The organism is Lentimicrobium sp. S6 (assembly GCF_013166635.1).
GTDB lineage: Bacteria > Bacteroidota > Bacteroidia > Bacteroidales > UBA12170 > UBA12170.
In genome coordinates this window covers 39989-61545 of sequence record NZ_JABKBZ010000029.1, presented here as the reverse complement: position 1 = coordinate 61545, position 21557 = coordinate 39989, and the positions used below count along the sequence as shown (strand labels likewise).

At 35.1% G+C, this 21557-nt stretch carries 23 protein-coding genes; 12 read left to right on the top strand and 11 right to left on the bottom strand.

Annotated features, from left to right (window positions below; all coding sequences use genetic code 11):
* Positions 1 to 445: 445 nt before the first annotated feature.
* Positions 446 to 1261, top strand: a complete 816-nt coding sequence (locus tag HNS40_RS11265) for a hypothetical protein (protein ID WP_172280824.1) — start codon at positions 446 to 448, stop codon at positions 1259 to 1261.
* Positions 1201 to 3033 carry an ATP-binding protein gene (locus HNS40_RS11260; protein WP_172280822.1) on the top strand — a complete coding sequence of 611 codons (1833 nt, stop codon included), beginning with the start codon at positions 1201 to 1203 and terminating at the stop codon, positions 3031 to 3033. Before HNS40_RS11265 ends, HNS40_RS11260 begins: the two co-directional genes overlap by 61 nt.
* A gap of 58 nt (positions 3034 to 3091) precedes the next feature.
* Here HNS40_RS11260 and mdh read toward each other — a convergent pair whose 3' ends face one another.
* The gene (gene mdh / locus HNS40_RS11255; RefSeq protein ID WP_172280820.1) at positions 3092 to 4030 is read right to left on the bottom strand and encodes a malate dehydrogenase; all 939 of its coding nucleotides are present in this window, start codon (positions 4028 to 4030) and stop codon (positions 3092 to 3094) included.
* 223 nt (positions 4031 to 4253) lie between these two features.
* Between mdh and HNS40_RS11250 the strand changes: the two genes are divergently transcribed.
* The 3 genes from HNS40_RS11250 to HNS40_RS11240 all read left to right on the top strand — a co-directional run bounded on the left by HNS40_RS11250 (position 4254) and on the right by HNS40_RS11240 (position 5875).
* Entirely contained in the window at positions 4254 to 5024 is a 771-nt protein-coding gene (locus HNS40_RS11250) for a sulfite exporter TauE/SafE family protein (protein WP_172280818.1), read from the top strand.
* Between the two features lie 114 nt (positions 5025 to 5138).
* Positions 5139 to 5564: a nucleotidyltransferase substrate binding protein gene (locus HNS40_RS11245; RefSeq protein ID WP_172280816.1), complete on the top strand. Its 426-nt coding sequence runs from the start codon at positions 5139 to 5141 to the stop codon at positions 5562 to 5564.
* The gene (locus tag HNS40_RS11240) at positions 5564 to 5875 is read left to right on the top strand and encodes a nucleotidyltransferase domain-containing protein (protein ID WP_172280814.1); all 312 of its coding nucleotides are present in this window, start codon (positions 5564 to 5566) and stop codon (positions 5873 to 5875) included. Before HNS40_RS11245 ends, HNS40_RS11240 begins: the two co-directional genes overlap by 1 nt.
* Positions 5876 to 5888: 13 nt before the next feature.
* Here HNS40_RS11240 and HNS40_RS22930 read toward each other — a convergent pair whose 3' ends face one another.
* The 10 genes from HNS40_RS22930 to HNS40_RS11195 all read right to left on the bottom strand — a co-directional run bounded on the left by HNS40_RS22930 (position 5889) and on the right by HNS40_RS11195 (position 13460).
* Positions 5889 to 6062 (bottom strand): hypothetical protein, encoded by a 174-nt coding sequence (locus HNS40_RS22930; protein ID WP_216664171.1) that lies wholly within the window; start codon positions 6060 to 6062, stop codon positions 5889 to 5891.
* Between the two features lie 12 nt (positions 6063 to 6074).
* Positions 6075 to 6329, bottom strand: coding sequence for a hypothetical protein (locus HNS40_RS11235; protein WP_253916321.1), 255 nt, complete (start codon positions 6327 to 6329; stop codon positions 6075 to 6077).
* Positions 6330 to 6542: 213 nt separating this feature from the next.
* Entirely contained in the window at positions 6543 to 8132 is a 1590-nt protein-coding gene (locus HNS40_RS11230; protein ID WP_172280812.1) for a dipeptidase, read from the bottom strand.
* A gap of 120 nt (positions 8133 to 8252) precedes the next feature.
* The gene (locus HNS40_RS11225) at positions 8253 to 8792 is read right to left on the bottom strand and encodes a DUF1697 domain-containing protein (RefSeq protein WP_172280811.1); all 540 of its coding nucleotides are present in this window, start codon (positions 8790 to 8792) and stop codon (positions 8253 to 8255) included.
* An 8-nt stretch (positions 8793 to 8800) separates the two neighbouring features.
* Positions 8801 to 9373 carry a pentapeptide repeat-containing protein gene (locus HNS40_RS11220; protein ID WP_172280809.1) on the bottom strand — a complete coding sequence of 191 codons (573 nt, stop codon included), beginning with the start codon at positions 9371 to 9373 and terminating at the stop codon, positions 8801 to 8803.
* A gap of 2 nt (positions 9374 to 9375) precedes the next feature.
* Entirely contained in the window at positions 9376 to 10545 is a 1170-nt protein-coding gene (locus HNS40_RS11215) for a glycoside hydrolase family 27 protein (protein ID WP_172280807.1), read from the bottom strand.
* Positions 10546 to 10613: 68 nt separating this feature from the next.
* Entirely contained in the window at positions 10614 to 11411 is a 798-nt protein-coding gene (locus tag HNS40_RS11210) for an endonuclease/exonuclease/phosphatase family protein (protein ID WP_216663749.1), read from the bottom strand.
* A gap of 1 nt (position 11412) precedes the next feature.
* Positions 11413 to 11985 carry a LuxR C-terminal-related transcriptional regulator gene (locus HNS40_RS11205; protein WP_172280805.1) on the bottom strand — a complete coding sequence of 191 codons (573 nt, stop codon included), beginning with the start codon at positions 11983 to 11985 and terminating at the stop codon, positions 11413 to 11415.
* A gap of 1 nt (position 11986) precedes the next feature.
* Complete coding sequence (locus tag HNS40_RS11200) at positions 11987 to 12715, bottom strand: hemerythrin domain-containing protein (protein WP_172280803.1); 729 nt, start codon at positions 12713 to 12715, stop codon at positions 11987 to 11989.
* 538 nt (positions 12716 to 13253) lie between these two features.
* Complete coding sequence (locus tag HNS40_RS11195; protein ID WP_172280801.1) at positions 13254 to 13460, bottom strand: hypothetical protein; 207 nt, start codon at positions 13458 to 13460, stop codon at positions 13254 to 13256.
* Positions 13461 to 13499: 39 nt separating this feature from the next.
* On the opposite strand from HNS40_RS11195, the gene HNS40_RS11190 reads away from it, so the two are divergent.
* The 7 genes from HNS40_RS11190 (at position 13500) to HNS40_RS11160 (ending at position 21536) form a co-directional block, all read left to right on the top strand.
* Positions 13500 to 14054 carry a hypothetical protein gene (locus HNS40_RS11190; RefSeq protein WP_172280799.1) on the top strand — a complete coding sequence of 185 codons (555 nt, stop codon included), beginning with the start codon at positions 13500 to 13502 and terminating at the stop codon, positions 14052 to 14054.
* 245 nt (positions 14055 to 14299) lie between these two features.
* On the top strand, positions 14300 to 16984 hold the full coding sequence (locus tag HNS40_RS23130; RefSeq protein WP_172280797.1) for a LuxR C-terminal-related transcriptional regulator: 2685 nt from the start codon (positions 14300 to 14302) through the stop codon (positions 16982 to 16984).
* Between the two features lie 83 nt (positions 16985 to 17067).
* Positions 17068 to 17292: a hypothetical protein gene (locus HNS40_RS11180; protein WP_216663750.1), complete on the top strand. Its 225-nt coding sequence runs from the start codon at positions 17068 to 17070 to the stop codon at positions 17290 to 17292.
* A 395-nt stretch (positions 17293 to 17687) separates the two neighbouring features.
* Positions 17688 to 18599: an SAM-dependent methyltransferase gene (locus tag HNS40_RS11175; protein WP_172280795.1), complete on the top strand. Its 912-nt coding sequence runs from the start codon at positions 17688 to 17690 to the stop codon at positions 18597 to 18599.
* Positions 18600 to 18621: 22 nt separating this feature from the next.
* Positions 18622 to 18840, top strand: a complete 219-nt coding sequence (locus HNS40_RS11170; RefSeq protein WP_172280793.1) for a hypothetical protein — start codon at positions 18622 to 18624, stop codon at positions 18838 to 18840.
* Positions 18840 to 19733, top strand: coding sequence for an NAD(P)-dependent alcohol dehydrogenase (locus HNS40_RS11165; protein ID WP_172280826.1), 894 nt, complete (start codon positions 18840 to 18842; stop codon positions 19731 to 19733). Before HNS40_RS11170 ends, HNS40_RS11165 begins: the two co-directional genes overlap by 1 nt.
* Positions 19734 to 19910: 177 nt before the next feature.
* Positions 19911 to 21536 (top strand): serine hydrolase, encoded by a 1626-nt coding sequence (locus tag HNS40_RS11160; RefSeq protein ID WP_172280791.1) that lies wholly within the window; start codon positions 19911 to 19913, stop codon positions 21534 to 21536.
* The last annotated feature ends 21 nt before the right edge of the window (positions 21537 to 21557 follow it).

Genomic DNA, 21557 nt, shown 5'->3' with positions numbered 1-21557 from the left:
AACAACCACCGGCAGAAAGGTCACCTTCAGTCGTTTCTTGCTAAAGCAATATTATGAAAATAAGTAATGAAAAACACATATATTTGAACCTAAATTAAAATAGTCCGATTAATAGGGGGCTAGACCATTAACAAAAACTGGTATTAATAAATTTAATAGCTATACTGAAAAAGCTTCCAGGTTACAACTTCCTCACAATTACCAAAACACTACCATTATTAATGATATAGAGTTTGATAATTATAGGAATTTATGGATTGCAAGTACTGAGGGTTTATTCCTTAAAAAGGAAGAAACAGACGAGATTATTAAAGTTGAGTTAAATGATGTAAATTTTGAATTTTCGCAAATCTTAATAGATGATAAGGGCAATATATGGCTAGCCGGTAGATCAAATATTGTAATTAAATATCAGTATATCAATAATAAGATAGAGTCTTATGTATTGCCCGATTTTCCAAATGGGAACGAGGATTTTCAAATTTCTGACATTCATGAAGATAATGAGCATAATATTTGGATAGCCGATAATAATCCAAACTATTCTGATTTTCATATTCCTAATGTTTTTGTCAAAGAAAAGGGAAGCAATCAATTCCGTCCATTTACAGATTATTATGGTTTATTGAAAACACATGAAAAGGAAGCTTTTTTCTCTGAAGTGAGAAAGTTTGAAAGCAGAGATAATCAATTATGGTTAGTCACCACTTCTCAAAGTATCGCTAGTATTGATTTTTCTAAAAATACTTTTACTTATTATCCTGAACATCGAGAGTTTTTTTATTATAGAGAAGTAGATAAAAAGACATTGTATTTTGACTCCCATGAAAATTTATGGCTAGGTACTAATGGTCAAGGCGCTTTCATTTTACCCCGCAAAAAGGATTTATTTCAATTGGTTAATACAAAATTGGAGTATCAGTTTTACTTAATGAGTATTAGGGCGTTTTTTGAAAATGAAGAGTCAGTTTGGGTCGGAGGTTATAATGGGTTGATTGAAATGGATAAGGAAACCAAAATGTTTGGTCCTATACTAACACGTGATATTGTATATTGCATAGAACAATTTCCCAATGAAGAGAATTCCCTTATTCTAGGTACAGAAGGTGGAGGTCTGAAAAAGTTAAATATGGCCAATAATAAACTAGAGGATATTGCTTGCGAATGGACAGGATGTGATAGAAGCAGAAGTTATTATAATTGGATATTTATAATGATGGTGATTCAGTTTACTGGTGTGGAGCTTATAATGGAATATTAAGGCGCCAATTAATTAGTGGAGAAACAGTTTTGTATGGTAATCAGATAGATGAAGGACTGGTCTATGGAAATATATTAAATATTTATCGAGATTTTAATGGTCAGTTATTGGCTGGAAGTGATATATCAGGTCTTCTAATATTTAATGAAGAATTGCAGGGTTTTCAATCTTTCAGGTCTAAGTTTTATCCCAGTTTTGATTTCAAAACCCTTAGAATAAATCATATCAATCAAACACCTGATAGCATTTATTGGATCTCTACGGATAAAGGACTCTTGAAAATGAACAATCAAGAAATTAGATTTATTACTGTGGATGATGGGATGCCTAATGATTTTGTATATGCTACTATTTTTGATGATAATAATCATTTGTGGATTAGCTCTAATGGCGGGATTTGTAGTTATCAATTAGATAATGGTCATGTTTCTACATTCTCAATTAATGATGGTTTGCAGGGGCTTGAATTTAATACTGCCGCACATTATAAATCAAAAGATGGCTCTATTTATTTTGGAGGTGTTAATGGGTTTAATTATTTCGATCCTTCAAATATTTATCAGGAAGAAGAGGAGTTTCCTGTGGTTATAACAGGTATCTTTTTTAATAATAATGAGTTTAAGCCTGAGTACGATAGCCTTTCTGTTCTGAACTTTAGTATTCCTCCAGATATAGAGTATTTTAAGTTAGAATTTGCATCACTCAATTATGTTTCAGCACCACAGAATAGGTATAGGTATAAGATAAATGAAATACATGATAGTTGGATAGATCTAGGCCGTGAACATGAAATTGGTTTTCATGGATTGGATCCAGGGACTTATCATCTTGATATTCTAGCATCCGATCATCATGGAAGCTGGAGTAAGGCTCCATTAAAAATAGAGTTTAAGGTGGATGCTATGTTTTGGGAAACCTTTGAGTTTAAGATAGGGCTTGCTTTACTTATTCTAGTATTCATATTCTTAGGTATCAATTATCGCATAAGTTTATTGAAGAGTCAGAAAAAGAAAATAGAAGAATTAGTTGACCAGAGAACCAAAGAATTGTCCAGTGTTAATCAGAAGCTAAGAAAAGTTAATGCAACGAAAGAAAAATTTTTAGCTATCATTTCGCATGATATCAAGAATCCTTTAGGCGCAGCGCAATCTGTGAGTGCCGATTTAAAAGAGAATTTTGATGAATACACAGAAGAAGAAAGAAATACCCTTCTCGGAATTATGTGCAGGTCATTAAATCATCTCCAAGATTTAATCACAAACTTGAGCAGTTGGTCCAAATTACAACATCAAGAAATTAAACCACGATTTGAAGACTGCGATCTTGACATTATCATAAAAGAAAATATTGAGTTGGTGGCAGCTTCGCTATTAAAGAAGGAATTAAAAATAGAACTAAAGAATCAGATCAACTCTAAACTATATGCCGATTGTAAAATGTTAGATCTTATTTTACGAAATTTAATCTCCAATGCCATTAAATTTTCTTATTCTCAATCTGTAATTCATATTTCAGCTATGGAGGATGGTTCAAATATACATCTCAATATTCAGGACAGTGGAATAGGAATGAGTGAAGAAGTATTGGCCGGTTTATTTAGTAGTGAAAGGTCTCAAAGTTTACCGGGGACAGCAAATGAACAAGGAACCGGCTTTGGTCTTCTGATGATTAAGGAGTTTGTGAAGTTAAATAAAGGTGAAATTAGTGTCGAGAGTAAGGAAGGTGAGGGTTCCGTTTTTAAAATGAGTTTTCCAGTTCAGACACAAAAATAGCCGTTTCACCTCAGAAATACCGATTGGAAACAGCTATTTTATTTATATGTTTTGTTGATTAGAACAGTTTCATATCATCTAAAACTTTCATTACACCTTTAACAGCAACAGTTGACTGGTTCAATAATTCTTGCTCATCACTGTTAAGGTTGACTTTTACGATTTCTTCGATACCGTTTTTACCTAACTTAACAGGAACGCCTAAATAAACGCCTTCTTGTCCGTACTCGCCATTTAACAAGGCACAAACAGGGAAAACTCTGTTCTGGTCCATTACAATAGCTTCACACATTTGAGCAGCAGCAGCACCAGGCGCATACCATGCAGAAGTTCCCATGAGTTTCACTAGTTCTCCACCACCAACTTTAGTACGCTGAACAATAGCTTCTAATTTGTCTGCATCAAGCAATTCAGTTACAGGAATACCACCAACAGTAGTATATCTTGGAAGTGGAACCATAGTGTCACCATGACCTCCCATTAATAAAGCTTGAATATCGTTTGGAGAACAATCAAGCTCGGTAGCTAAGAATGCTCTATATCGAGCAGTATCGAGGATGCCAGCCATTCCGAATACTTTAGAAGAATCTACACCAGCAGTTTTGTATGCTGCATATGTCATCACATCTAAAGGATTGGCTACAATAATTACGATAGCATCTGGAGAATATTTTAAAGCTTGTTCCACAACGGTTTTTACAATACCAGCATTTGTAGATATTAAATCATCACGGCTCATTCCTGGCTTACGAGGAATACCAGAAGTGACAACGATAATCCCAGAACCTGCGGTTTTTGAATAATCATTAGTTACACCAGTTACTCTAGTGTTATATCCATTGATAGGGGCTGTTTGCCACATATCCAATGCTTTACCTTCGGCAACACCTTCTACTATGTCAACTAAAACTACTTCTTTTACAATGTCTTTATGAGCTATCACGTTGGCAGCAGTAGCTCCAACGTTTCCTGCCCCAATTACGGTTATTCTTTCCATTATTGTGGTTTTTATTAATGTTTATTATCAGGTTTTGGAGGGCAAATATATATAAAATAAAACTATGCTTGCATGGAATTTATTCGAGAAAGTCGAATTTTGAATATAATTAAGGAATTTTAAAGGTTATATATTTAAGCTGCATTATGCTAGTTGATTAAGTGCTTTTCTCTTCATCGAAATTGTTTCAGTAAAAGGAATTACATTTGCCAAAAATGATGATATGACTTGGATAGAAGGACTTATTTTGATTGGCTCAGGAATAGCAGTAGGTTTTGTAAATACTTTGGCCGGAGGAGGTTCCGCCATTAGTCTGTCAGTATTGATGATGATGGGCTTATCCCCGGCGATGGCCAATGGTACCAATAGGATTGCCATTATCATGCAAAATATAGCCGCAACAAGTAGCTTTAAAAAGCAGAAAGTTCTTGATTCAAAAAAGTCTCTTTTATTATCTATTCCTGCAATTATGGGTTCCTTTTTTGGCGCTTGGTTGGCAGTGGATATCCAGAAGGATATTTTTGAGAAAGCCATTGGGATTATTCTATTAGTCATGCTCTTTTTTATGTTCTATAAACCCAAAAGCTGGGTTAAAGAAAACACCGAATTGGTAAATAAACCACTAACTTGGAAACAATATGTTTTGTTCTTTTTTATAGGAGTCTATGGAGGATTTATTCAAGTAGGAGTGGGTTATTTTCTTTTGGCTGCTTTAGTTTGGGGAGCGGGTTACGAGTTGGTAAAAGCCAATGCTGCCAAGGTTCTAATTGTTGGAATGTATATGGTATTTTCTTTGGTGGTCTATATATATCACGATTTAATCAATTATGCTATGGGTTTCACCTTAGCTATTGGAACTGTGACTGGAGCTTTGTTAGCTAGTAAGCTAGCGGTAAAAAAAGGAGCCGGTTATATTCGTTGGTTTATCCTCGTGATTATCATTTTCACCAGTTTGCATTTGTTTGGAGTGATTGATTTGAGTTTTGTGAAGTAGGATGTTGATCAAATATCGATACCACAGCTGTTGATGATAATAGAGTTAGTCCTTTGTAATATTCACCTAGTATATATTTAAAAATTAGTTAGTTTTGTATGAGAATTTATACATATGGGAAAATCAGATATCAGGTGGATTCAAAGATTTGATAATTATACCAAAGCATTCACTCAATTAGAAAAAGCTGTACACTTAGCAAGTGAAAGGACCTTAAGTGAGCTTGAAGAACAAGGTTTGATACAAGCATTTGAATTTACTCATGAATTGGCCTGGAAAACGCTAAAAGATTTCTTGAATTACCAAGGAAATCATGAGATTTATGGGTCGAAAGATGCCACCCGTCAGGCTTTTAAATATGAGCTGATTGAGGCTGGAGATATTTGGATGGATATGATAAAAAGTCGAAATAATTCATCGCATACCTATAATGAAGTAGTTGCAGAAGAGATTTTAACATCAGTTATATCTGATTATTACTCTGAATTTAAAAAGCTTAAAGATAAACTGGAACAGATAAAATCTAAAGAAATTATTTAATGAAATTTGGATTAAAGAAAGATACTATTGATCTTATATGTAGTGTATTTGAAAAACACACTCCACTTGAAAAGGTAATTGTTTATGGCTCCCGAGCTAAGGGGAATTATCGCAATGGTTCAGATATTGATTTAAGCTGCTTTGGATATGATTTAACTCTTACTATTTTACATCAAATCGAGAATGATATTGACGATTTATTGCTTCCTTATTCTTTCGATATTTCTATTTTTTCTCATATCTCAAATGAGAGTCTTAAGGAGCACATAGAGAGGGTTGGACAGGTCTTCTATGAAGCAAAGAGAAACTAAATTTGTTTGTAGACTAATAGTACAAATAGTCTTTTCTTCTTATTGAACCAAAGTTTCTATCATTTCCAGTTCGCTCATAAATAAGTTCCGAAAGTTCTTTCTCGGATAGCGTTAATTTTTGTCGCGCTTGTAAGCGTTCCCATTCTTTTATCCGTTTTTCGATAAGTTCGAACTTACGTGTTTGCATTGCAAAGTAATTTTATGCAAATGAAATGCTTTCTTTACGAGTGTCGCCATTTTGAGCAATTAAGTAACAAGCATAACGAGTAAGCATTATGTCTTGAATTTCACGCTGAGTACCCGAGCCAATGGAGACCATTTTCCCGACGTCGGCAAAATGGTCTGATATACTGTTTTCGCTAGCTTCGCAAGCGGTCTTAGCTTTGATAATTGGTTTAATGAAATATCCCATTTCGAATAACCTAACAGATGCTGTAAATCGCGTGCGAACCAAAATTCTATGCCATTTTCGGTAGTGTGTGAATGGTCCTCAAAGTTATTTGATAGGGATTGTATGTTCTCGTTTTTCATAATCCTAATCTATTCATTATTTATATAGGGCATTGCTGCACCTTCATATTCTTCAATGGCTTTTTCTTCAGCTATTTTGGCTAGACCTAATAAATGCTAGGATTGTTTTTTTTGTGAAACTATCTTCAACAAATTCCTAAAACTTCTCATCATATTTAGTCCATAATTTATCGCCCAATTTCCAGGCATCATCCACTACTTTATTACCCCATTTATTGGTATAGTCTGTTAAGAATTCGCTACACTTTTCTGGAGATTTTTGATAGATCTTAAGGGCTTCTGCTTCAAAGCTGTTTTGATTTTGGAAGAGTTCTTCTTGCATAGGAACCCATACTTCATCAATATCATGGCGCATATCTCCCCAACGTTGAGAAGCTAAAGTGCCCATTCTATTAAAGGCCCACCAAGCCGATTCATGGGTGTATCCATTGGGGCGACCCGGAGTTTTATAACTTTTTGGCAAGTCAGTAGTTCCGGCATAAACAGGAATATAAATAGAGGAGGCTATATTATCCATGGCAAGCCATTCTACTCCGCCAATCATATTGGGTAACCAACTTCGGCACTGAATAATAGTTCCATACATGGTATACCAACGCGCAATGGTTCTTTCTCCTAACCATCCCCAGCCACCGTTTACTTTGTGAAGTTTGTTGGCATCATAGGGCATAAAAGGATTGGCTAAAGGGGATTTTACCATTTTGCCACTATCGTCAGCAACTAGCATATTTTTGCACATATCAAATGGAGTATCCTCATAATAATCCTTGAAGATTTCAACCATCTTTTCTAAAGAAACCAATGTGTCTGGTTTTATAGAGAAAGGAAAATCTTGTCCATTAGGATCTAATTTTAGCGAAGGGGCTGCCAACTCAAATACTCTCCACTCTCGTCTACGAGAAGCTAGAGATAATCTGCTCTTCGGAGCATAAACATAGTTGAATTTGAAGGGTTTAGACTCCTCCCAATACCCTTTTTCTTTGGCTAAGCTGAAAATGTTCTCACTGGCGATAAAGTCTTTGGTATTCTCTATATCAATTTCTTTTATTGTGGAAGCATTGGCGTTTACTGAAATATGATCGTCTGGAACTCTTTGAGCTACCCAAACCGCACCTGTTTTTCCTTTTCCAGGACCAACAATTTCCAAATGCCAAACTTCTTGAGGATCGGCAATGGTTAAACATTCTCCCACATCGTTCCAACCATATTTGTCTAATAAAGCTCCTCCTACAGTGATGGCCTGACGAGCAGTGGTGCATCTTTCCAGCATAATGATACAAAGTCTCTGACAATCGATTAACCCTTCATCACTTTGTAATTCGTCTCTACCGCCAAAAGTAGATTCTCCAATGGCCAATTGGTGTTCGTTCATACTAGCGTAAGCAGTATTTACATACTGATAGGTAGATTTAGCCGCAGGAATACTGCCTATTTCTTTATGTGCATAAGTGGGCATATTGAAAGAATCACAAGCCACTCTTTTATACATCTTCATTTCTTTTTGCGGATTCTTCTTTTGCGCAGGTTTAATATCCACCCATGAGCGTGTTCTGTGACTATCATCGGTATGAGAAGTCATTACTGAACCATCAAAACTGGCCAATTTCCCTACAGTTACTGAAGTACATCCTTCGGGGACTCCTCCTTTCCAATCGCTTTTATCGGCAGTTTGTGCCATTAACAATCCCGTAATAATGCTTAAAAAGGATAATAGTATCGTTCTCATGATTTGATTTTTTTTCTTGAATGGCCAAAGTTAATCTTTTTGATATAACCAATGATTTGGGGAGTATAAAAAAAGCGAAGCCTTTTGAAGCTAAGGATTTTTCAATTTAATAAGATTCCATTAATGACTCAGTTCTTTTAATTTCATAATGGTTTTCCAATTACGAGCGGTTGCTTTTACCTTAAGCTTTCTTTCTATTAATGAATGGGTCATTTTGGTCTCATGATATTTCCTTTCGCAATATAAATAGACGCATTTATCTATGATTTTAAGCTGGTCAGGGGAGAAGTCCATGCTTGATAACTCCTCTTTCAATTCTGGGGAGGGTGATTCAGAGAGAAAAGTTATAAATAGCTTATCAGTATTGCTTTCTTCATTAAGGAAGGGATTAGCTTTTATAGCCATTTCCCATTCTTCTGAGGTTCTAATAAGCACCGGTACTTCATGACCAAAAGTTTCTTTAATACTATTTTCGAGCAGCTTCTCAAGCTCTGTGGAACTCATTTTCTGATTCGACTCATATACCACATTACCACTTTGTATATAGCTCTTTACCTGGCTAAAACCCAGCTGCTCATACATCTTTCTAAGCTCAGCCATGATGATTTTTCTATGGCCTCCCACATTGATTCCTCTGAGTATGGATATATAAGTTGTCATCTCATGATTTATTCAATACGAATACCGTAACCCTGAAGTAATCCAGTGATATGTTCTAAGGAAAACCGGGCTCCTTTAATTCTATTGTGGTCGGGGCTAATTAAATAGTTTGTTGCGGATCTGAAATCTGCTTTCATGAGATTGGTATTCTCAAATACGGCACCACTCAATTCGCAATTGGGGAATTTAGATTCCTGCAACTGACAGCTGGTGAAATCCACTTCTTGTAGGCTACAATTTGTGAATTTTGTCTTGGTAATTTTGAGAGCATAAAAAGAGGAAAGATTAAGTGTGCAATTGGTAAATTGAAATTGCATAAGAAAAGCATTACAATCATCGAATAAAAGCCCAATCATTTTACAATCTTGGAAATGTACCCCTTGAATACTGGTGTTTAGTAGTTTAACATTGCTCAAGTCACAGCTTTTAAACTCGCAGCTTTCAAATTTTGCTTCGCTTAAATCCATATTCGAAAATTGACAGGAATCAAAAACACAGGATTCGAACTCCATCTTTTGTAGGTTTTTTTCAGTGAAATTTTCTCCTTTAAAACGAACTTGGCTATAATACTCTTCTTGCATTTTTACTCTTTTGACAGTATGTATACGATCACATCTCTTGCTGGAATGGTTAGGTCTAAAACGAACTCTGTATCTATCATTCCATCCTTTTCCCAAATGGGTTGAACGCTGTAAAGGCCTTCAAAATCCTTGATCGATATTTTTTTCCAATCTAATAGGAATTCTTTCTCACGATTTTCAAGGTTCAGCAAACATATTGCTATTTGTCCTTTGGCCAATGGTTTCTGCCATATTTCGAAATTCCCTTCATCATAAATTTTAAAACCCTGCTGACCCAGACGATCTTGATTGATAGCAATCATGTCTTTTTGCATGAGAATTGCTGCAATTTCAGGTGACATATTTTTTAAATCGTTCCCACAAATAAGTGGAGCTGCCAACATACACCACATGGTGAAATGTGCTTTTGCTTCATTAATACTCAATCCTGGATTTCCGACTTCTAGCATATCCGGATCGTTCCAATGACCGGGTCCCGCATATTTTTCTAAGCCATTTTGGTGCTCTAAAATTTCTGTCCATCCCAATTGATTTCCCCATCTGTTTCCATCCCAACGGTCGGTAATATCTAAAGTTGTTCTCCATAAATGACCTACAGTGTCGGCCCACAGCCAAGGTTTTGCATGTCCCCATTCACATAGGCTAAAAACAATAGGTCGACCCGCGTTATATAGTGCATCACGCATTAAAGTATACGATTCCACAGGGTCTTGACCTTCTGTATTACACCAATCGTATTTTAGATAATCTACGCCCCAATTGGCATAGGTTTGGGCATCTATTTCTTCGAAGGATTTGCTGCCTGGCCTTCCGCCACAAGTATGTGTACCGGCATCGGAATAGATGCCAAATTTTAGGCCTTTCGCATGAATATAATCGGCAAGATGTTTAATTCCTGATGGAAATTTCGCGGAATCAACTATGATAACACCATACTTATCTCTGGCTATTTGCCAACAATCGTCAATCACAATATATTCATAGCCCAGTTCATTCATTCCGGTGGAAACCATGGCATCGGCCATATCCATAATCACCTGCTCGTTTACGCTATCGCATTCGAAAAAGTTCCAGCTATTCCAACCCATGGGTGGGGTTTGTGCCATGTTGTCAAATTTTTGTGCAAAGCTATTTAAGCTGAGGAGGGCAAAAAGGAGGAGCAAGTATCTCATGTTTTCAATTTTATATCTTGTGTGATTTTCACTTCAGGCTTCCTACTTCGAACTTCAAGCCTCTTTCTTTATTTAATCAACGCCAAAGTTACCAAATAAGCACAATGGTCAGATGCAATCGTATCACAAATAGTTTCGCTTTTAAGTACTCTCCATTGATGAGCAGGCTGGTACATGATATAATCTATTTTTTCCTGAGGAGATGTGGCAGGATAAGTGGCTAAGGTTTCTGTGGAATGATAACTTGCAGTCCAAATATGTTCTAAAGTATTGATGCTTTTGCTATTTGGAGTGTCGTTTAAGTCTCCTGCTAAAATGCTAGGGTATCTGGTATTTGTATATATGCGATTGATTTCTATTGCTTGCAAAATTCTATCCGTATCTTCTTTTAAATGATCTAAATGTGTAGCAATAAAGGAAATGGTATCGCCAGTTGGAAGGATGATAATGGCTTCTAAAGCAGCTCTTGGTTCGTTGCCATCGGAACAAGGGAGTGCATGATTGATAGTTTTTAGAAAGCTATGTTTCGATAATAAACCCTCCCCATATTCGCCACCATCGTATTCCATGGCTTTGCCAAATATGCCTTGCACCTCACACCTCCAAGCTAGTTCTGTTACTAAATCAAGATTATGGGCTCGATTGGTTTTAAAGTCGACTTCTTGCAAGGCCACAAAATCGGCACCCGATTCATTGATCACTTTAGCAATTTTATCTAGGTCGAAATCATGATTCATGGTTTCTCCATGATAAATATTAAAGGTCAATACTCTAATAACAATGGCTTGCTCATTTGGGTTTTTTGCTATCAATGACAGCATCATGCATAATAATAGGAGTGTAAAACTAAATCGTAAAGGTTTCATTTTAAGTCTCCTCCATTTGAATGAGTTTATTCAGTATGGCATAGATAGTTAAGCCAGAAACGGTTTTGATTCCGAGTTTTTTGGTGATATTCTTGCGGTGGGTGATGACCGTATGGGCGCTGATAAATAAATCGTCGGCAATTTCTTTATTGGTTTTGCCTAAAGCAATTTCTCTCACGATATCTTTTTCTCGATCACTTAAACCAGAATCCTCAGAACCATTGTCTTTTGTATTTTCCGATAAGGCAATATTGCGTTTGATGTTTTTGATGATGTTCTGTTCCTCATCATTTAAATATAGAATATCTGTTTGAAAAGCCTCATCAGAAAGCTCCTCTGGTTTGAGATCGATGATGCGGATGACCTTACAAGAATCTTTTCGGTGAAAGGAAATGTGTAAGTTTGGAATGAAGCTTGAATGGGCATAAACCAAGCTGGGTTCCTGGGTTTTTATCCATTTATTTAGTTCCTCAATAGTTCCGGTACTCAAGATTTTCTTTTGGGTACAAAGTTCTCGAAACAAAGACTCTAATCCTTTGCGTGTGATAAAAGCAGGTAGGGCTAGAATAATCATATTAGCAGCTTTTTAAGAGTTCATTTTCCATTACAGAAATCATAGGGACTAAAACCATATTCTCTATTCTACTGTGGTCGTTTAAGTCGTTTTCCAGCTTAAATAGCGCATTTAAAACCTGATTTCTCAAGTAGCTATCTTTACTTTCTGGAAGATATTTGATGAGGATATTTTTTAAATCGAAAAGTTTGGATTCGATATCAGAGTGCTCCTCCGCGTAGCTATCTATGGGTTCTTTTTGTATTTGTTTTTTTAATTCAGGTTTAAGATTTCCCTCGTTTCTTGCTTGATTCACTTTCAAGGCATAAGGATATATGGATTGCTCTTCGTGCTTGATATGGGTATAGAATTCATTTTTATACTCCTCAAAGAAGTTTTTCACCAATAGGAACTGTTTTTGATTGATGTCGGAATGTTGAATTAAGGCATTAATTCTATTCTCTATTTCTGGAATTATCCGCTCCAAATAGTATTGATGGGTCGCTTTTAAATAGTTGACTACCTGTTCTACCGATACACTATCCAGCTTCATGGCTTTATTGATATCATGATCGAGAAAAGCATTGACTATCATCAAAAAGAAGTCGATATTTACTCCTTTATCCTCACAAAGCTGTTCTATGCTTTGGTCGCCAAATCCCAAATGAATACCCAGACGATTGATGACTGGCAATAAGAGGTGATTATGGTGAATGGCATCTGCCATCTTCATATTTCTAGTGATAAACATAGCTATTGATTTTATGCAAAGATAGTTTATTTGGAAATGTACCCCATTGAATGGTCATTCGATAACAGTGCTTTTTATTTTTTCTGCCTATTAGCACCTGTTTTTCTGGTGGTGATTAATAACATTGGCATAGTATGGGGCTAAAAAACCGCTATTGCTAACACACCAAAACCACAGTTCATATAAAAACCAACTTCTAAATAAATGAAGAACTAAGTGTTTTCATAACAGTTCATCATAAATTATTATTCATATATTAGCAGCACGCAAATAAAACAAATATGAAAACTCATTTGTCTATCCTTTCTATCCTCACAGATTAATTTTAGATAGTGAGTTTTCTATTACTGATTTTGCTTAAAAACATCATCAAAATGCGTTGAGAGTGTATAAGTGTTGTTATTCCTACTATTTGGGCTGATAAGAACACTTTTTAAATTAAGATAAAGTAGAAATAAAAGCAATGGTCTGTACACAGGCGTTGTGCGTCAGCTGAGAACCGAAGTACTAAATATTAAACACTGAGAAAAACAATATACTATATCGTGTTGACTTTATCTGGATTAGGGATTCCATTAAATATCTTTGGGATTTTTAATACAATGGTCAGCCTAAAATATGAAATTGATAATCCTGAAGATTGTATTTCATTAGTAACAGGAGTTGACTTATGTGAATCAATAACAACAATGAAAATTTGGATTCTGACTTGTGCTCTTCTGTTTACTGTTCTATTGATTTTCAAGAAACGGATATTAAAAAGAAATAACTCAAACCCAAAGCAATGAAAAAACTATTGATTCTTTTACTTACATTAATTTCTGGTATAACGTTCGGACAAGATAAATACAACTATGTGAGTTTCGATAAATTAACAGAAATAGAGGAGACTGAATATGTGATTGCTTCAATTCAGAATCGCGGAAAAATTGAGACTAAAAGCAAATATTTACTTTTCATTAATACAATTGATGGTAAAACGCAACAGATTGACTTGCCAAAAGATTCCTATATCATGTCGATTGAGCAAATACTGATTAAAGAGCTTGATGTTAACAAGATTGTTCTTGTTGCAAAGACAGTTAATCTTGATGGAGACAAAGAAATTGATTGGAGTGACCCTCAGCAGATTATTATACTTTCAACTGATGGGAAAGAAAAAACGCAATTGACTGATATTAGTTTCTTTGTTCGAACTTGGACAACTAATAAAATGACTGGCACAATAACAGTAACGGGACATTATGATTCAAACTCAAATGGAAAGTACGACAAGACGGATAAAAATGAGATACTGATATATGATTTGAAAGCAATGGAATTAAAGACTAAAATATAAAAGCCGAACGCATAACTTTGTATAAACATTGCAAGTAGTACCATGCCTTCAATATTGTGTGCCACCCAAGGTGAATTTAACCTGGTAAAAGGATAACCAACTTACAAAGCAAGAGTGTTCCAGCCCTTACCACTACCATCGCTTCGCTTCCTTATACTTGTTTTTTTGCCGACATTTTTAGAGAAAGGTATCTAACTTTTCTGATTACAGGATCTGATTTCTAAATTTTTTATTATTTTGTATGTATGCTAAAAACAAAACTAAATAAGCTAAACCCTACTTCTAAATTAATATTTAGGAAGGAACTTATCGATAAATTAGAAAGTGGTAAAGAAAAGAAATTAACTTTAGTTTCGGCTCCGGCAGGATACGGTAAAAGTACTTTAATAAGTCAATGGATTGACCATTGTAGTTTACCTTATTCATGGTATTCGCTTGACAAATCAGATAATGACATTGTTACTTATTTGAGATACATTATTGCAGGAATTCAATCAAACTATAAAAATCTTTGCTTAAAGGCAGAAAAATTACTGGAATCAAACAGTAATTCTTCATTCGAATCAGTAGCCACATATATAATAAATGATTTATACGAGATAAAGGATCGCTTATACCTCGTATTTGATGATTATCATTTGATTGAAAATAAAGATATCAATAATCTAATGTCCTTTTTATTGGAAAACCTTCCAGATAATATTCATGTTGTTCTAATAACACGCGCAGATCCTTCAATACCAGTAGCAAGATTTAGAAGTCAACATTTGGTTACAGATATCCGTTTATCAGATTTATGTTTTATCGCAAATAGTATTTACGATTTCTTTAAAAAATGTTTGAATATCAAAATATCTATTGAAGATGCCAAGATTCTTGAAATTAAAACCGAAGGATGGATTGCAGGGCTCCAGCTCACAGGTTTATCACTACAAGGGAAAGAAGATGTAAGTAGGTTTGTGGATAAGTTGAAAGGAGATAATCGTTATATAATGGATTACCTGATTGAAGAAGTCCTTCAACAGCAATCACTAGAATTAAGGAATTTTCTTTTGCGTACATCTATCTTAAAGCGTTTTAATGCCTCGCTGTGTAATTTTGTACTTGACATAAATAATAGTCAGGAAATAATTGAACATCTTGAAAATAATAACATGTTTGTTGTTCCCTTAGATGCAGAAAGGAAATGGTATCGGTATCATCATTTATTTGAACAGCTGTTATTAAATCGACTTGTAGGTAAAAATAATGAATCCTTTGCTTTACACAAAAAAGCAAGTAATTGGTACGAAAGCAAAGAAATGATTGAAAATGCAATTCAACATTCTATAGAAATAAAAGACTTTCAACGAAGCTTGGAACTGTTAAATCAAATTTCTGCCAATTTATGGGCCAAAGGCAAGCATAGTAGCTTGCTGGCTTATGGAAATTTATTGCCAGATGATGAAATATACAGCAATCCAGAGTTTTCTTTGTATTATTCATGGGTGCTTATACATTCAGGCCAGGCTCCCAATGCTCTACCCTATTTAAGTAAAGCCGAAATTGAAATTGAAGAAAAGTTAACAGACTCCCCCAAGGCAGAAAAGGTATTAAAATTGAAAGGCAGAATAGCGGTTGCTCAGGCAATTTTACAAAACACAATGGGTGAATTTGCAAAACTTGAAAGGTATTCATCTATTGCTATGGAATGTCTTTCTGAGGATGATTCGTTATGGTGTAGTTGGGCATGGTACTCAATGGGCTTAAAAGATATGGGGCTCTATAATCTTCCGGATGCAATAGAATCTTTTAAAATTGCTATTAATTATGGTAAAAAATCAGGGAATATATATCTGGTATCAACAATTGCCATTCAACTTGCATCATGTGAACATCGCATGGGTAGATATGTTTTATCTTTCAAAAATTGCACTGAACTATTGGAATATATTAAGGAACAGGGGTATTCTGAATTAACTAAGGTAGATTGGATATACTCTAGCTTATACACAACACTTTCGATGATATACTACTTGTGGGGGGATTTTGAAAAAGCCGAAGAGTATATTAAAATTGGTTATGAACTCTCTCTAAAAGAATCTAATATAACACACCAGTTTCTTGGTTTGTTTGTTCTGTCTTTTGTTCACCACGGTAAAAATGATTGGGTAAAATGTTTAAGTAAATTAAAGGATTTGGAAGAGTTAATGAGTAAGAATACGGTGCCACCAGGTTTTATAGTACTCTATCAGGTATGGAAAGGCTATATTCTTATTGAAACGGAGGATTCTCAGAAGGTTAACGCCTTTTTTCAAAAATACAATATAAACTCTGAAACTGAAATAACCTTATTTAACGAACATGCATTCATCCCTTATGTACATTATCTAATAACTATTGGTGAGATTAACGAAGCTAAAAATAAATTGGATGAGATTAATTATCTTGCTACAAAGGCTAATCGTTTGGAACGAATTATTGAGATTCAAGTGATTTATGCCTTAATATTTGACCAGCAGGGAAATGTTGAGGAAGCAAAAGAATGTCTTATAAAATCTATGGAAGTTGCTTCAGGAGAGAGAATAATGATGTACTTTTTATATTATATTGATAAAATTAAAAACCTCCTGCAGGATACTTTTAAAATTCTTGCAACACGAAAACATAATATACCCAAAGAATATATAGAAAAACTAAAAGTGTTAATTGCAAAGCATGAAAAAGCAATTAAGAACCAGAATTACTCCGATATAAGTAAACGTGAATTTGAGACTTTAAAACTTATTGCAGATAATCTCTCGAACCAAGAAATTGCAGATGAGTTGTTTATTTCAATTACCACAGTTAAAACCCATGTTAGAAATATACTTTTAAAGCTTGATGCAAAAAATCGCATTGAAGCAGTTGTAAAAGCCAAGGAGCAAGGAATATCGCTTGCTTCAAAATAAATCACATATAAAAAATCATCCTTCAAAATCATCCTCAGGGATGATTTTTTTTTGCTCACAACTCCCCAACTTTGTATCAGAAAATGATAAAAAAATATAATTATGAAAACGCCATGAAAGTTGAAATTATAATAAAGGGAAAAATCAGTCAGCAATGGGAAAGTTGGTTTGAAGGCCTTTCAATTACTAGAAAGGGTAACAATACTATTTTGAGTGGGAATGTTGTAGATGAATCGGCATTCCACGGCATTTTGAATCAAATAAGGGATTTAAATCTAAAGCTTATTTCGGCTCAGGTAATTCGATAATCAAATAACAATTTCTAGAAAATGATCAATAGATACCTAGCCAGAAAGCATTTCACCACAAACATGAACCATTTACCCCATGTTACAAACCACTTACTATAATTCTTTATGGCTTACTACAATAAATACAAGTGCAGCTATGAAGTAATTTACATTTGAATACAATTTAAAATGCATGAAAATACCATGGTAAAACACACAACAATAGGCAGAATAATTTACTGGATATGCTATGGCTTGCTATACTGGATTTATTTACTTGTGAAAGCTATTGACAGAAGAAGGTACTCCAAATTACAATTTTGAACCCAGTTTAAATTTTGGATTTAAATTCTAATTGCAGTTATCAGGACAACATTAAAAAAGATATTATAAATAACTGATCCAATAAAACTATGAAAAATTCAGAACAAAGTATCCGTGTCGAGAAGAAAGCATCACATACTGCATTAATGGCCTCAATTTACAGATTTCTTGCTACAAAGGATAAAAGGAGTGATTCTGTAGGATGTGACAATCTGGCTCGGGTATTCTTGCCCCCTAAAGCAAAGTTTTTTCTATCGTTTGGGTTTTTTAGAAATATTTTCATTAATAAGCTGCATGATAAAGTGCCTGGTTCTTACGAATATATTACCGCAAGAACCAAATTCTTTGATGAAATATTTGTTCAATCGCTAAAAGAAAACATACCTCAAATTGTTATTCTTGGAGCTGGTTATGATACACGAGCAATCAGGTTCCAAAATTTATTGCATGACACACAAATATATGAATTGGATGTGCCCACAACTCAAAACGAAAAGCTATCCTTTTTAAGAAATGCTGAAATTGAATCTCCAAAAGAGCTTACGTATGCTCCAATAAATTTTGATAAAGATTATTTATGGGAGGTTCTTTGCGATGCGGGATATACCCCTGCAAAAAAGACCTTGTTCATATGGGAGGGAGTGACTATGTATATTGAAGAATACGCGGTAAAGGAAATCTTAGACGTTGTACAACTAAAATCAAGAGCAGGGAATACAATAGCATTTGACTATTTTTATAAGTCCGTTATTGATGGTACAAGCAATTCATATGGTGCTGATAAACTTAGTGAATCGGCAAGTAATTTAGGTGAGAAATTCAAGTTTGGTATTGAAGAAGGAAAAGCGGAGGCCTTTCTTGAAGAAAATGGCTTATCCCTATCAAGACATTATACACCTGAAGAATTTGAAAAAGAATATCTATTCGACAAGGAAGGAAAGTTTTTTGGGAAAATGTATGGATTCGCAGGCCACGTTGTGGCAAAAGTTAACAAGCAATAATTGTAAAATAAAAAGAAACCCCATGATAAAAGCATTCGGATTAATCAAAAAGCCAACAATTGGTAATGTTCCTAACGAAATACGGGAAATAAACATCTCCTTTCCGAAATTGAAGAAAACGGAAGTTCTTGTAAAGATAATAGCATCAACACTGCATGCAGATGATATTGCAATGGCTCAGGGTACAGCAGCTGGTCGGTTTTTAGGACCAAAGAAGTATCTGAAGATAAACCCTATATAATGGGAACAAATTTCTCTGGTATTATAGAATCGGTCGGTGAGGCTGTAAGCCAATATCATATTGGTGATGAAGCAATTGGTATTCCAACCAATACAGGTGATAGTGGTTCATGGGCTACATATAGAAGCATAGATCAAAAGGATATTCTATTAAAACCTACAGAATTATCTCATCAGGTAGCTGTTTCAATGATTATTGCTGGCTGTGTGGCCTATGACATGATCCTTTCCTCGAAAGTAAAAAAGGGAGATAAATGCCTTGTAGTTGGAGCTTCTGGAGGTATTGGAAGTGTAGTTACGCAAATACTTAAGGCTAAAGGTGCGATTGTTACAGGCCTTTGTAGTACACGTAATATTATAGCGGTAAAGGCAAATGGTGCAGATGATACGATTGACTACACCAAGGAGAATTTCAGTGAGGTTTTGGCCGCTCGGGGGGTAAAAATGGATTTGGTATTCGACTCCGTTGGTGGAAAAGAAATAGAAAAGAAATCTGTCAATGTATTACATAAGAAGGGAAAATTTGTAACTGTTTGTGGTCCTGAAAAATACATTGGCTCTAAAAAAATGAGTTGGGGCGAAGTGATTAGTATGTTAGCTTATATTTTGAAACGTTCTATCTTTTCTAAATGGGTTGGCCCTTCCTATATATTTTCCGGAACAACACCATCAACCACTATTAATGAAATGCTTGAATTTGTAATTCAACATAACATTAAGGTTCCTTTTGATAGAGTGATTTCCTTACAAATTGATGAATTTAAAGACGCTTTAAGGCATCTCGGGAATCGGAAAACAGGCTGCTATACAATTATGAATGCTGGATTTCAAGTTATAGTGAGTGTTAGAAACCTTGAAAAGAGGTGGAAAAAGCACTTGAAGAAATCAGGATGAAAACATAAAAGCCGTTATGGAATTATCTATGAAGTATATTAAGGACAAGTAAGTATTATTACCATTTTAATTTTTGCCGTCCACTAAAAATCATCCTTAAGGATGATTCATTATTGACATTCACACCTTTATTTTGCAGCATCAATATTTTTTATCAAACAATTAATTTTTAAAGCAATGAAACGTATCTTAAATATTGTATTTACCCTCATAATTATTCATCCTATGCTAGTAGCCTCCGAACCCCTTGATTATTGGCCAACAAAAGCCTGGAAAACCTCCACTCCTGAGGTCCAAGGAATGGATTCTGAAAAGCTTTCCAAAATGATGGAGTACTATCAAAAGCATTTTGCTGAAGAAGAAAAGCAAATGATTGAGTCCGTCGCTATTATTAGAAATGGATACATCGTAGCAGATATCTATACTAACCCTAATTACAATGGAGAAGATGTTCATATCATTAACTCTTGTACAAAAAGCATTATGTCTGCCTTGGTAGGTATTGCTATTGAAAAAGGTTTTATTGAGAGCGTGAACACACCCATTGTGGAGTTGCTTGATACCACCGGCCTAGATTCTATTTCTCAGCAATTGCGTATGGTAAGCTTGAAAGATTTGCTAAGCATGCAAACAGGTTGGCACGCTCGTGATTCATATGTTTATCAATGGGTGGGGCTTTTCGAAATGCAAAAAACAAGCAATTGGACACAACATGTTTTGAATCGATCCTTTGAGACAAATCCTGGTGAACGATTTGAATACAGCAACATGGCCTCTTATATGTTGTCAGCCATCATTGCTAAAAACACTGGATTAAACACGCTTGATTTTGCAAAGAAATATCTCTTTTCTCCACTAGGAATAGATGAAGTACGATGGGATAAAAGTCCAGAAGGCGTCTATGTAGGCTTTGCAAGAATGTGGCTAAAACCTCACGACATGGCTAAGATTGGTCATCTCTATCTTCATAAAGGTTTGTGGGATGGGCAGCAAATCATTTCCGAGAAATGGATTGAAGAATCTACAACGGTACAAAGCTTCCCTAAAAAATACCGCTATGTGTACACTGATGAAATGAAAGTGGATTACGGCACTAGCGGTGGGTTGTGGCTAATGACACGCCTAGGAAGACCTTTTACTGATGGATATGGTTATCAATGGTGGTTAGGGAAAGATGGCTCATATGCCGCGGTTGGTGTAGGTGGCCAGTTTATTATGAATTACCCAAAGTACAATCTTACGGTTGTATTCACAAGTAAATTGAAAGGGGTAAAAACCTTCTTCCCTTATAAAATGTTCAAGAAGTTTATTGTTGCTTCCATCAAATCTGATTCTGAAATTGCTCCCAATTCAACTGCATATAACAAATTATTGGAGCTTTCTATGCCAATTAGATGCTCTAATCAACAAGTAAAAAAAGATAGCCTTCCTTCCATCGCAAAATCTATTTCTGGAAAGACATTTATTTTAGATACAAACCCTTGGAATTACAGCGATTTAGAATTTCAATTTAATGACAAGATGGATTATGCCAATATCAGATATTCCTACAAACATGGAGAAAAGGTATACTATCGGATAAGCTTAACAGATAGCATCCTAAAAACAAAATCTGGAGAAGAAATATTTATTGCCAGTGGCACTTGGACAAGTGAAACAACCTTTATCATTAATTACGAGCGTGTAGGATATTCTTCATTAGGCCAATGGGAGTTTACGTTCACAGATGAGAACACAGTAAACGTAAAAGAAAGTGGCCAAACTGGGGTTTATATCTACAAAGGTATTTGTCAAGTAAGATAAAGTCCAGCATTCAACCATATT